General features: G+C 56.9%; 6 protein-coding genes. 4 read left to right on the top strand and 2 right to left on the bottom strand.

The window, feature by feature from the left end; genetic code table 11:
• Window positions 1-25: 25 nt before the first annotated feature.
• Complete coding sequence (locus tag PSR62_RS05280) at window positions 26-1,213, top strand: cysteine desulfurase family protein (RefSeq protein ID WP_274406769.1); 1,188 nt, start codon at window positions 26-28, stop codon at window positions 1,211-1,213.
• A 19-nt stretch (window positions 1,214-1,232) separates the two neighbouring features.
• Here PSR62_RS05280 and PSR62_RS05275 read toward each other — a convergent pair whose 3' ends face one another.
• Complete coding sequence (locus PSR62_RS05275; protein WP_274406768.1) at window positions 1,233-2,078, bottom strand: sulfite exporter TauE/SafE family protein; 846 nt, start codon at window positions 2,076-2,078, stop codon at window positions 1,233-1,235.
• Window positions 2,079-2,226: 148 nt separating this feature from the next.
• Between PSR62_RS05275 and PSR62_RS05270 the strand changes: the two genes are divergently transcribed.
• The 3 genes from PSR62_RS05270 to PSR62_RS05260 all read left to right on the top strand — a co-directional run bounded on the left by PSR62_RS05270 (window position 2,227) and on the right by PSR62_RS05260 (window position 10,454).
• The gene (locus PSR62_RS05270; RefSeq protein ID WP_274406767.1) at window positions 2,227-8,286 is read left to right on the top strand and encodes an alpha-2-macroglobulin family protein; all 6,060 of its coding nucleotides are present in this window, start codon (window positions 2,227-2,229) and stop codon (window positions 8,284-8,286) included.
• Window positions 8,287-8,527: 241 nt separating this feature from the next.
• Entirely contained in the window at window positions 8,528-9,376 is an 849-nt protein-coding gene (locus PSR62_RS05265; protein ID WP_274406766.1) for an HAD-IIA family hydrolase, read from the top strand.
• Between the two features lie 463 nt (window positions 9,377-9,839).
• Complete coding sequence (locus tag PSR62_RS05260; protein WP_274406765.1) at window positions 9,840-10,454, top strand: PAS and helix-turn-helix domain-containing protein; 615 nt, start codon at window positions 9,840-9,842, stop codon at window positions 10,452-10,454.
• Window positions 10,455-11,329: 875 nt separating this feature from the next.
• On the opposite strand, the gene PSR62_RS05255 is transcribed toward PSR62_RS05260, so the two are convergent.
• Window positions 11,330-12,679 carry a 3-keto-disaccharide hydrolase gene (locus tag PSR62_RS05255; RefSeq protein ID WP_274406764.1) on the bottom strand — a complete coding sequence of 450 codons (1,350 nt, stop codon included), beginning with the start codon at window positions 12,677-12,679 and terminating at the stop codon, window positions 11,330-11,332.
• Window positions 12,680-12,687: the final 8 nt, after the last annotated feature.

The raw sequence follows: 12,687 nt of genomic DNA, 5'->3' as shown, positions 1-12,687 counted from the left end.
GACGATCCAAGGATCGCGATCTCCGATGATCTACCTCGACCATCATGCCACGACGCCCTGCGACCCACGCGTGGTGCAAGCCATGCTGCCCTACCTGACGCAGCACTTTGGCAACCCGCACAGTGATTCCCACGAAGTCGGACGCGAAGTTCGCCGGGCGATCGACCGATCACTCGATTCGATGGCCGCGATCCTGAATGCTCCTCGCGAAAGCTTGGTCGTGACGTCCGGTGCCACCGAGAGCATCAACCTGGCCCTGCGAGGTGTCCTGATGCACCCGCGCTGCAAACGGCACCAAGTGGTGATCTGCCAGACCGAACACCCGGCGGTCTTGGAAGTCGCGGAGGATCTTTCCAAGCAAAGCCTCGCCAGCGGCCAACCGGTCGAAATCATCCACGTTGGCGTCCATCCGCACGATCATCCCTCGGCCGGACAAGTCGACCTGGACCAACTGCGAACTGCCGTCAATGAGCAGACCGCGGTGGTTTCCATTATGTGGGCCAACAATGAAATTGGAACGATCGCGTCTATCGAAGCGATCGCAGAAATCACTCACGAAGCAGGCGCACTGCTGCACTGCGACGCAACGCAAGCCGTCGGGCGATTGCCCGTGGATGTGCGAACGACCGACGTTGACTTGCTGACCGCCTCGGCGCACAAGTTCTATGGTCCCAAGAGCACTGGTTTCCTGGTGGTCGGCAACGGCAATCGTCGTGTGCGACTGCGCCCCCAAATCGTCGGCGGCGGCCAGCAACGTGGGCTTCGTGGCGGAACACTCAATCCCGCCACCATCGTTGCGATGGCGACCGCGTTGCAAATCGCGAACGACGATCTCGAAAGTGACACATCGCGGATACTGGAACTGCGGGAGTTGCTTTGGAATCGTTTGCATTCCGCGCTCGATGGATTGCAACTGAATGGTTCCAGTTGGCACGAGAATTCGTCCGCTCGCTTGCCAGGCAATCTGAATGTGCGTTTGCGAGACGTCGAGGGAGAAGCCTGGATGGCGGCCACGCCAGACGTTGCATTCAGCAGCGGATCCGCGTGCAGCAGCACCGAGGCTCTTCCCAGCCACGTGCTCTTGGCGATGGGATTGACCGAATCGGAAGCCCGCCGAAGCGTGCGGTTCGGCGTCGGTCGATTCAACACCGCCGATGAAATCAACGCCGCAGCGGATCAGCTGATCGCATCCCATCAGAAACTGGTTGGGTGAAGCCGATGCCACTTTCGACCTACATCCACCCCAGACGAATCCCCGCGGCCAGCACAATCACAGCGGTGATGCGGCGGAGCGTCAGGTGCGACAGCCAACTCGAGGCGGCCCGGTTCCCAATCTGACCGCCGATCAAAACGCTGACGAACAACCATGGCCACCACGGCGCGTGCGTGTGAAATTCCGTCGCGATCTCACCGAGTGACCAGCCGTGCTTGCTGGTTTGCCCAATCAATCCTGCGACCGAGTTGACCAGGATGAACAAGGAACTGGTCGCGGCAATGTCGCGTGCGTGACTCCAGCGACTCAGGTGCAGCACGGGCGACAAAAATATCCCGCCCCCGATCCCCACCAATCCGGCCAACAACCCCAGCCCGGCGCCGAGAGTCGTTTGCCAAACCACTCCGGATCGCCACCCCAAATCCATGCTTCCCGAGAGTGGTGGAATGGCGAGTGAATCGTTTTCGTGCTCCAGGGACGAAGAAGCAGATCCGTCGCCCTGCTGTTTCCGACCGCCCCACAGCAGCAAGACGCCCGCCACAATCAACGTGCCGCTCAACAGCGGCACGAAGACTTCCCGATCCAAGGCGATTGACCCTCCAACCCAGGCCATCGGAATGGACCCGACCACCAGGGGGACACAGCGTGACCATGGCATTTGTTTCTGTCGCGTGAAACGCAGGCAGGCTCCCGACACAACCAGCAGGTTGCAAACCAAGGAAAGCATCGGCAAAACGCGATGATCGACGTCGTTCAGCACCAACAACGCGGTGTAGGTGGAGCCGCCACCAAAGCCTGCGCTGCTGTACACCAACGCGGCCAAAAAGAACCAAGCGACGATCCAAAAATTTCCGCCTAATAACATGCTGGTTCAATCGTTACCCTAAGTGGCAGTGTCTTTTCTTTGCAGCTTCTTGAGGTGATCTACTATGCGGCAATTTCGTACCGTGACTTGCGTTTTTGTTGTTTTGAGTCTGTTGCTCGGGTTGCTTTCCTCGCCCCTGAGACTCTCCATGGCCGCTGAATCCAAACAAGATGCCGCGTGGCGGAAGCAGCAATTTGACGCTGCCAAAGAAGCGTTGCAAAAAGGGCTGCCCAAAACTGCGATGGAGCACTACGACGCCATCGTACCCGCCGCGATCGCCGAAGAAGACCACGACGATGCGGTCTTGGCCATGGGGATGCGAGCCTCCCTGCGAGGTCAACTCGATGGCGGCGGTGCCGAAGACCGGATCCTGTATCTGCAAGACGACATGGATTCCGCCCCCGAGGCTTCCAAACCGCTGCTGCAAGCGGTGCTGGCCAGTTGGTTCTACTCCTATCAACAACAAAACCAATGGCGTTTCCAAAACCGCACCGAGATCGAAATTCGCGAGGACGACACGACGCCGATCAAGTCAGCGGATGACCTGAAAACGTGGAGTGCTCAGCGGATCATCCGCCACGCCGGTGGGCTGTTCGATCAAGCCCTGGAAAACGCCGAGACGCTTCAAACGACCGAACTGACATCGATCCAGCGATTGATCACGCAGGGCAGCGCCCCCGAGTCTTATCGCCCGACCGTCTATGACTTCTTGGTCAATCAAGCAATCGCTCACTTCGTCGATGCCCATTCGATCTACAGCGGACCGATTGAGCGTTTCGAACTGGAAGCGAGTTCGCCGATCTTGGATCCCGTCGCCGACTTCCTGGCTTGGGAGATCCCAGAAACTGATCTTGAATCGCCGCTTCGCCGAGCCTCGGAATTGATGCAGGACTGGGTTCAATTCCGTCAATCCAAAGCTGACGAACAACGAGACGCTTTCTTGGACGCGAACTGGAACCGTTTGCGTTTCGCGGAGCAGAACGCAGTTGGCACGACCAAAGACGAACGCTCGCAAACCGCGATGCAGCGTTTCCTCAGTGAGAACGCAAACCATCCGATCAGCACCCGAGCCAGTTTCCAGCTTGCTCAACAGGAAATGGGGAAAGAGGAGTTCGTACGCGCTCATCAAATTGCCAAGGCGGCCGTGGCAGCTCATCCAGATAGTTTTGGCGGTCGCCAATGTGCCGCGTTGATCGAACAAATCGAAGCACCCCAGCTCAACATCGCGACGGAACGTGTTTGGAACCCGGCCCTGGCCGAGTCCGCTCAAGCTGAAATCGAAATCAGCTACAAGAACATCACCAAGGTGCACTTCAGACTGATCTCGCTCAGCTTTGACCAACTGCTGAAATCAGGCCAGATGGTTCAGAACAACGAGCACGACTGGTTGAGGAAGTTTGGCGAAGAGCCCGCCGTGCAACAGTGGTCGGTCGACTTGAAAAAAACCGCCGACTTCAAAACCAGCGTTCACCGAGTCGACGTCCCCAAAGACTTGGCCAAGGGAAGCTACATGCTGATCGCCAGCGTCAACCAAGACTTCGTTTGGAAAGAGAACTACCTGGCGGGCAAACAGGTTTGGGTCAGCGAATTGGCACTCGTCACCGAAGGTCGCTGGAACCAAGGCACCCTCGAAGGACACGTGCTGGATTCCAACACGGGCGATCCAGTCCCACAAGCGACTGTGGCGGTTTGGAACTGGACCAACGAAGGGCAACCTCGAACCAATTTCAACAACGGGTACCGATACCGGTCGCTGCCGTCGCTGACCACGGATCAGAACGGTCGCTTCGAGATGAAAGCGGAGAAGGGATCAAACTTGGACAACCTGTTGTTGCTGGCACAAAACGGCAAGGATCGCCTTCCGGCCCAGCAGCATCATTCCATTCGCCCCTCACGAACGTCGAAGCAACTCGGCGGTCGCACCGTGTTCTTCACCGACCGAGCGATTTACCGCCCGGGCCAAACGCTTCGCTTCAAAGCGATCGCAACGACCAACGACCAATCAGAAAATCTGTACGAAACTCACAATCGCAAATCGTTGCAGGTTCAACTGCTCGATCCCAACAACCAAGTCGTCGAAACGTTGGACCTGATCACCAACGACCGCGGCAGTTGCCATGGAAGTTTTCATCTGCCGACTTCGGGATTGACCGGCCAAATGCGATTGGTCGTTCGTGACTTCCCTCGAGGCTCCGCCACCGTTCGTGTGGAAGAGTACAAACGTCCGAAATTCGAAGTGACACTGGACGCTCCCAAGGATCCGGTCCGACTGGAAGAATCGGTGACGGTCTCCGGTCGCGCGACCGCCTACACCGGCGCGGCGATCAACGACGCGACCGTTCGATACACCGTCGTTCGACAAGTCCAGTATCCGATTTGGTGGGGATGGCGATGCTGGTGGATCCCGACGCCTCCCGCCGAACCTCAAACGATCGTGCAAGGCGAAACCACCACGGATGAACTGGGACGTTTCGACGTTTCCTTCGATGCCGTGCCTGATGCCTCGGTCGATCGAGCCAGCGAGCCCACGTTCCGATACGTGGTCACTGCCGACGTCGTGGACACAACCGGCGAAACTCGATCAGACAAACGCACCGTCACAGCGGGCTACACGACGATGTCAGCCCAAATGAGCGTCGACCGTCCCGATTGGTTGACAGAACAAGAACCGGTCGACATTCAGGTCCAAACCACCTCGCTCGACGGCGAAGCCCAAACCGCCGAAGTCAAAATCGAAGTCTGGTCCCTGAAGGCTCCCGAAGTCGTTCCACAACCGCGTTGGGGAACGTACCAACCGCTACCAGCGGATGCGGACGACGAAGCGAAACGAGTTCGTCCAGAAGATCCGAATTCATGGCCACTGGATGAATTGCAGTCCTCGAAGACTTTGCAAACCGATGCCAATGGCCAAGGCTCCTGGGAGGTCTCGCTTCCCAAGGGACACTACCGAGCGGTCTTGTCGGCCGTCGATTCAGCCGGCAACTCGGTCTCGGCGTTGTTGCCGCTGCGAGTGTTTGATCCCCAGGCGGACCAACTCGGGCTGCCGATCGCCAGCCTGTTTGTGACGCCTCAATCTCAGTGGGAACCAGGCGAAACGTTCCATGCTGTTTGGGGCAGCGGCTACGAGGACGCCAAGGCCTTGGTGGAAGTCGAGCATCGCGGCGAGATCCTGCAGCAATACTGGACCTCCGGCGACAAGACTCAAATCAAGATCACACAAGCGATCGACGAGTCGATGCGAGGTGGCTTTGTCGTCCGCGTGATGATGGTTCACGAGAACCGTCTGCATCTGCATCAACAGATCGTCAACGTTCCTTGGACGAACAAAGATTGGTCGATCCGCTGGGAGCGTTTCGTTTCCAAACTCAAACCCGGTGCGGAAGAGACTTGGACGGCAGTCATCGAACCCAAGGTGGTGGATGAATCGACCAAGTCCAAACAGGATTCCATCATGGAAATGGTGGCAACGCTTTACGACGCGTCCCTCGACGTGTTCGCAAAGCATCGCTTTGAAACCGGCTTCCACGCCTTCTATCGAGACCGAAGCACGCGGAGTCCGTACTTGAACAACGGATGGCAAGGTCTGACGACCGTTGTGATGTGGTCGCACCGTGGGTACCCGGGAGGCGAGCCAAGTTATCCCGACTGGGTTTCTGAACTGCAGTTGAACCAATTCTACGGACGGCCCATGCCGATGGCCCGTGGGATGTCTCGCAACATGGCGATGGCAGAGTCCGACATGATGATGGCAGATGGAGCAATGCCGGCATCCGCTCCCATGCAGAAACAGGCCGCTCGTTTGATGGTGGGTGGCAGCGAGATCACAAGCGATTCCGAAGATGCGGACGATGCTCCCCCCGAATCCAATGATCCTGAGATCGATTTATCCGGCATCCCGCCGCGAAAGAACCTGAACGAGACCGCTTTCTTCTTCCCCGAATTGATCGCGGACGAAAACGGGACGGTGAAAATGAAGTTCACCATGCCAGAAGCATTGACGCGTTGGCAGTTGTTGGGATTCGCTCACAGTGCCAACCTCGCCTCCGGAACCATCTCGGGCACCGCAGTCACCAGCAAAGACTTGATGGTCCAGCCCAACCCGCCGCGAACGCTGCGGGAAGGTGATGAAATTGAACTGACAGTCAAAGTCAGCAACCAATCCGCCGCAACACAAACGGGTGTGGTGGCGTTGAACCTGTCGTCGGCAGCCAGCGGTGAGTCCGTCGATGACCAAGTCGGCAATTCCCAACCGAAGCAATCGTTTGAAATTCCCGCCGGCCAGTCCAAGTCCTTCTCATGGCGAATCCAAGTGCCCGATGGCATCGGGTACTTGGTCTACAAAGCCGTCGGTTCGACAGGCCGTTTGTCCGATGGCGAAGAAGGTTATCTGCCGGTCTTGACGCGTCGCGTCTTGGTGCACGAGTCCATTTCGCTGCCGATCGATGGTGCCGAAACAAAAACCTTCACCTTGCCGAAGTTGCTGGAAGGCAAAAGCGACACGCTGTCGAGTGAATCGCTGACCATTCAAATGACTTCCAATCCGGCTTGGTACGCGGTGATGGCGCTGCCGTATTTGATGGAGTACCCCCACGAATGCAGCGAGCAAACGTTCCATCGCTTGTATGCGAACTTGCTGGCGCGGCACATCGCCACGTCTGACCCGCGAATCGAACGCGTGTTTGAACAATGGCGAAACCAACCCGAGGTGGCTGGTCGAGTCACACTGGACAGTCCGCTGGCCCAGAACGCAGAACTGAAGTCGATCGCCCTCACCGAAACACCTTGGGTCTTGCAATCCAAGTCTGAATCCGAAGCACGTCGCAATGTTGGAATCTTGTTTGACACCAATCGTGTCAACGATCAAGCCGACCGATTGACGCGACGTTTGATCGAACTGCAGAAAGAAGATGGCAGCTTCGCTTGGTTTGATGGTGGCCCTTCCAACGACACCATCACCATGTTGATTGTCACCGGTTTTGGGCGATTGCAACATCTGGGCGTCGAGGTCGACATGCAGGTGGCGATGAAAGCGCTCACGCACTTGGACGCCTACGCGACCAAGTTGTACCAGCAGATCAAACCGGAAAACCGCAGCAAAGTGCATGTCTCGCCGACGGTCGCGATGCTGTTGTACGGTCGCAGTTTCTACAAGGATCAACCGACCGCACCCGAGCACAAGGAAGCGGTTGAATACTGGACCAACCAGCTCGCAGAGCACTGGTTGTCGTTGTCAAGCCGAATGAGCCAAGGGCATGCCGCGATCGCTTTGCATCGATTGGGGCGACTCAACGAGGCCAAAGGAATCGTCGCGTCACTGATTGAACGATCGGTGGTCGATGAGCAGGGCATGCACTGGAACGATGCCAACTCAGGCTGGTGGTGGCACCAAGCACCGATTGAAACGCAAGCCATGATGATTGAGTTGCTCGACGAAGTCGCCGGCGATCTTCAGCGGGTCGACCTCTGCCAAGCTTGGTTGCTGCGTCAGAAAGAAACTCAGTCTTGGGAAACCACGAAATCCACCGCCGATGCGGTGTACGCGTTGCTGCTGCGAGGCACCGACAAGTTGGCATCTGATGAAGTCGTCGACATCGCAGTCGGGCAGCAAGAAGTCCCCCAGGGCAACGTGGAGGCCGGAACCGGTTTCTACCAGCACCGTTTCTCGGCCGATGAGATCACGCCCAAAATGGGGTCAATCCAGGTCAAGAAGACAACTCCCGGCATCGCTTGGGGCGGAGTCCACTGGCAGTACTTTGAGAACATCGAAAACATCACGCCGCACGATGGAACGCCACTGCAAATCGAAAAGCAACTGTTTGTCGTTCGTGCAACAGAATCCGGCCCCGTGCTGCGTCCTGTTGGCGACGAACCCGTTCGTGTTGGCGATGAACTGGTCTCCAGACTGATCCTTCGCAGTGATCGCGACATGGAATTCTTGCACCTGCGAGACCATCGCGGCAGTGGGACCGAGCCCGTCAATGTTCTGTCGCAGTACCGCCGCCAAGATGCATTGGGGTATTACCAAAGCACTCGAGACGCTGCCGAGCATTTCTTCATTGGTTACCTCAGCCAGGGAACCTATGTGCTCGAATCTCGCTGCCGTGTGCAACTTCGCGGGAACTACCAAACTGGAATGGCAAGCATCGAATCGATGTACGCTCCCCAGTACAACAGCCACAGCGAAAGCCATGCGTTGGAAGTGAAGTGATTCATGAAGTTTTCATGAACCGCCCAGCCTCCTGCTCTTTGCCGTGCAATGTGCCCTGGAATTGAGCAGGGGGGTGTTCAAGGTTCACGCACGTGTTCGATGCCCCGACCGTGCTGATATGCAGCGGGAACGAATCCACCCTTGAAATCATTGGTATGAAAGCTGCGATCGATTCGGAATCTCAACACCGGCAAACCAATGCCGATGAAGTTTTCGAACCTCAACCTCTTGTAGTGATTTGATGAAAACGGGCTTTTTGATCGACATGGATGGCGTCATCTACCGCGGCAGTGAGCTGATCCCCGGCGCCGATCAGTTCATCGACGCATTGATTCGTCAGGACATTCCTTTCCTGTTCTTGACGAACAACAGCCAAAGGACTCGGCGAGACGTTCAAACCAAACTCCATCGGATGGGGATTTTTGTGGAAGAGTCTCATATCTTCACCTGTGCAATGGCAACGGCGAGGTTCCTTGCCAAACTGAAACCCAATGGCACCGCCTACATCATTGGTGAAGGCGGTCTGTTGCAGGCAATGCACCAAAATGGTTTTTCCATCGTGGATCACTCGCCGGACTTTGTCGTCGTTGGCGAAGGCCGCACGATCACGCTCAATGCGCTGGAATCAGCGGTCGACATGATCCTCGGTGGTGCCAAGCTGATTGCCACCAACTTGGATCCCAGTTGCCCGACGAAGAACGGCACACGTCCGGGCTGTGGGGCCACGGTCGCCTACCTGGAGGCGGTCACCGGGCGTAAAGCCTTCAGTGTGGGAAAACCAAGCCCGATCATGATGCGTGCTGCTCGCAAGGAACTGAAGTTGGCCACGTCCCAAACCGTGATGGTGGGTGACACGATGGAAACCGACATTCTAGGCGGCGTCCAAATGGGCTACCGAACCGTGTTGACGTTGTCTGGTGGCACTAACAAAGAAGACCTGGGCCGATTTGCTTACGGGCCCGACGTGATTGTCGACTCGATCGCTGATCTTTGCGATGTCAGTGAGTTTGTGCAAAGCAGTTTGCCCGTCGGCAATCGCGAGGACGACACCGTCACCAACTTCGCCGCCTGGGCCGCCGCCAACGCGTAGCGGTGCTCCATGGGGTGGGCTGATAGCCGACGTTTCGTGGCTTTCAAATGTCCTGCATGGGACGACAAGACGGTTTGGTTGCTGCCCCTCCAACCCGACCGTCTCGTCGTGTTCCCATTACTTTCCACTTTCACCGCTTCATGCTCGCTTGCTCTCGCGGTCAATTCGCTGGGCAGCCCGAATGGCAATCGACTTCTTCATGTGTAAAAAGCCAATCCGTGGCAACGACTGCGTTTCCTCCATGTGACTTTTGCATAAGCCATCTGAATCCTTCGTGCCGTTCAGATAGTATCGACGGATCGCTGCGAGTAATCTATGAGGGAATCCCCTCAAACGCTGCTCCCGCGCCCCCCACGAGTCGCTTGTGCCAAATTCTCCCCCACCCCAAAGCGAAGCAAGCTCATCGAGGCTGAGAACACGGGTTGATCCGCCAGAGTTCGATCCAAATTCGATTTGGACTGCGATGACTCAGACTCCAGGGATCGGGGTTTGTGTCACGGATCAAGAAGGTCGGCTCCTCTACGTCAACGACTGCGCGATGATGCTTTTCTCGGCCGCACCCAAGATTGAGTACGCCGGGAAATCAATCCATGATTTCCATTCGCCGCAGTACGTCCAGGAACGGTTGGCGATGATTGGGCGTGTGCTGAAAGAGGGCAAGCCACTCGCGATTCGGCATATCTATCACGGAAAGCAAGTTCACTCAACCGTTTGGCCCATTCGTGATTCCAAGCCTCCCTTCGGCCGCGTGCTGGTGATCAGCCGAACCACATCGGGTTTGCATTTGGAGACGTCTGATGACTCCATCGAAAGCATCGAAACGGCGTTCATCGACTTTGGTCCGCTGGACATTTTGACACAGCGTGAGATCGAAGTCGCGGTGCTACTTGGACATGGCATGAATGTCCCCAAGGTGGCGCAACTGTTGCATCGCAGTCCCAAGACAATCGAACGACACAAATCAGCAATCACAGGGAAACTGGGCCTGCGTGGGCAAGCCGAGTTGGTGATGATCATCAGCGAGATGGGCCTCGATCTCGATGACGCCAAGCTGAAGCGACTTCCAAGGAAGAATTGAAACGTCCACTTCGTGGTCGACGAATCAAAACCACTGCAGGACATACCGATTCTATAAACGACGACTTCACCCTCCCTCTGAGGAGGCCGTGCAGTTTTTCAGTGCGGTGCCAGTAGCGTCTTGAGACTCCCGCCCACGCAGCGGGCTTGTCGATTTCGCTGTAGGTTGGCCACTCTTGGCCGACATCCGCAACTTGGACGAGCAAGAGTGCCCATCCTACATGCGTTCAAACTTCGTTTCGGGGGAGGCACGACATGTGAAAATCCGCCGAAACGCGGTATCAGAAAACGACACAACCTCTGAGCGAGGTGAGGGCTACGCGATGAGTTCACCGCTCGCCCTCCCGAGCGGTGAGGTCGTGCAGTTTTCAAGTACCGTGTTGCCAAGCGTTTATTATCACCCTCCCTTGGGACGTTCGAAAAATAAATGGTGGCGGGCGTCTGGGTATCGCCCCGGATGGGGCCGTCATGCTTCGCTCGGGGCGGAAGCCCCGAGAGACCGATGCCGGAAAACAAACGGTCGCCCCGGATGGGGCCGTCGTGGGAGTTGGGGCCGTCCCTCGCTCACGCTCTTTGAAGTTGCGCTTTATCCGTCAATGGCCAACGGCCTTTTTCAACATAGCCAGGGGCATCGCCCCTGGAGCAGTAAAGCACGGCCCCATTTTGGCCAACGGCCAAATTCAATTCAAAACGTGTGGGTTGATATTGGCCGTTGGCCAACAATACCGATTGCAAAAGCGCAACTTCAAAACTCACGCTTCGGGGTTGTGATTGGTGGTTGCTGCAGAAACCCGCCAAAACCCAGCACCAGAAAACTGCACGACCTCCGGTGAAAGAGGGTAGCCGGGGGTCGCGAAGCGTCCCGGAACCCTCGCTCTACTCTTCGCTGGTTGGAACTAGCATTTCGACTTTGCGGAAGTCAACTTCGAGGTCTTGGTTGCCATGCAGTTGCAAGGCGATCACTCCGGCATCCGCCAAGTTTTCCACCACGTGGTCGACGGCCAAGCAATCGTTCAAGTGAACAACGATGCGTTTGCCATGAACACTGACAGTCATCATGTTCCAAGGCGTTTCATCGTCGTCGGAGACCACTGGTTTCTTGTCGAGTTGCAGACCTTCCCGGGCTTGTTTCCAGTGTCGATTGACAACGGCATGACGGTCTTTGGGAAAACCCGTTTCGAGGTAATGCAGCGGACGAACCAACCACCCTGCTCCGCCCGTTTGATACAGACCGCCGACTTCATCGGAGTTGTCGATTTCGCACTGAACACCCTTGACGAACGGTTTGTTCTCGGTGATCTCACTGCGAACGAAAAATCCGCTGTCGCCCTTTTTGAATCGATACTCGATCCGATAAGTTCCATCGGTCATCGGGTGTTTGCTGTACAGCATCCCGTTGGGTTCGTTGGCTTCGCTGCTGGCGCGGCCTTGCAGGATGCCATCGACCACTGTCCAGGTGCCACCGCCGACGGTTTCCCAACCGTCCAAGGATTTGCCGTCGAACAAGGGCTTCCACTCGTGGCTGCCCAGGTTGCGAACCTTCAAGTTGCGGAACCGGTAGGTCTGGCCTTTTTCGCCGTGGTGCTGCAGCCCGATTTGGCCGCTCAGATCAACGGCATCGAAGTAGTCGGTGGTGGGCACATCGTTGATGAAGAACTGCAAGTGATTGCCGACGCAGCGAATCCGATAGCGGTTCCAGCGATCGCGATCGAACGCGGCTTGGGCCTCGGGTTGCTCCCACAATGGATTCAGCCATTGCCGGCGACCTTCGTCGTACAAACCGCCCGACCAGCGACGGTCGGTCGGATCCGCTTCAGCTTGATAGCCGAAAACCTTGTTCGGCTTGACCTGCCCACGAGCCATGAAGCCGCTGTTGGATTGGCCTTCGGGAAGCTTGACTTCCCCTTCGAATTCGTAGTCATGAAAAATCTTCTCGGTCACCAGGAAGAATTTCTTGTCGGCGGTCAGATGGATCTCGCCATCGACCACTTCCGTCTTGCCCCATTCGTAAGGGTTGGTCCAGCCGCTGAGTGATTTGCCGTCGAAGAGCGGTTGCATCTCGGTCGCGGGGGCTTGCGATTCCGCCGGGGCAGGCGCCGGTTGCTTCGGTGCATCGTCGGCGGTGGCGAGATGACCACAGCAGGCGCCGGCGCAGATCAGGGAAGCGATCGCCCATGACTTGGGACGGGCACGACGGAGGGACGTGAGCCAGGATGATTTCATCATTCGATGGA

The sequence above is a fragment of the Rhodopirellula sp. P2 genome, assembly GCF_028768465.1.
Classification (GTDB): Bacteria; Planctomycetota; Planctomycetia; order Pirellulales; family Pirellulaceae; genus Rhodopirellula.
This window is presented reverse-complemented; position numbering and strand designations above follow the sequence as displayed.

Bases quoted from the DNA above. Each gene is read 5' to 3' on its own strand.
- PSR62_RS05280 (WP_274406769.1), top strand. From the start codon at position 26: ATGATCTACCTCGACCATCATGCCACGACGCCCTGCGACCCACGCGTG.
- PSR62_RS05275 (WP_274406768.1), bottom strand. From the start codon at position 2,078: ATGTTATTAGGCGGAAATTTTTGGATCGTCGCTTGGTTCTTTTTGGCC.
- PSR62_RS05270 (WP_274406767.1), top strand. From the start codon at position 2,227: ATGGCCGCTGAATCCAAACAAGATGCCGCGTGGCGGAAGCAGCAATTT.
- PSR62_RS05265 (WP_274406766.1), top strand. From the start codon at position 8,528: ATGAAAACGGGCTTTTTGATCGACATGGATGGCGTCATCTACCGCGGC.
- PSR62_RS05260 (WP_274406765.1), top strand. From the start codon at position 9,840: ATGACTCAGACTCCAGGGATCGGGGTTTGTGTCACGGATCAAGAAGGT.
- PSR62_RS05255 (WP_274406764.1), bottom strand. From the start codon at position 12,679: ATGATGAAATCATCCTGGCTCACGTCCCTCCGTCGTGCCCGTCCCAAG.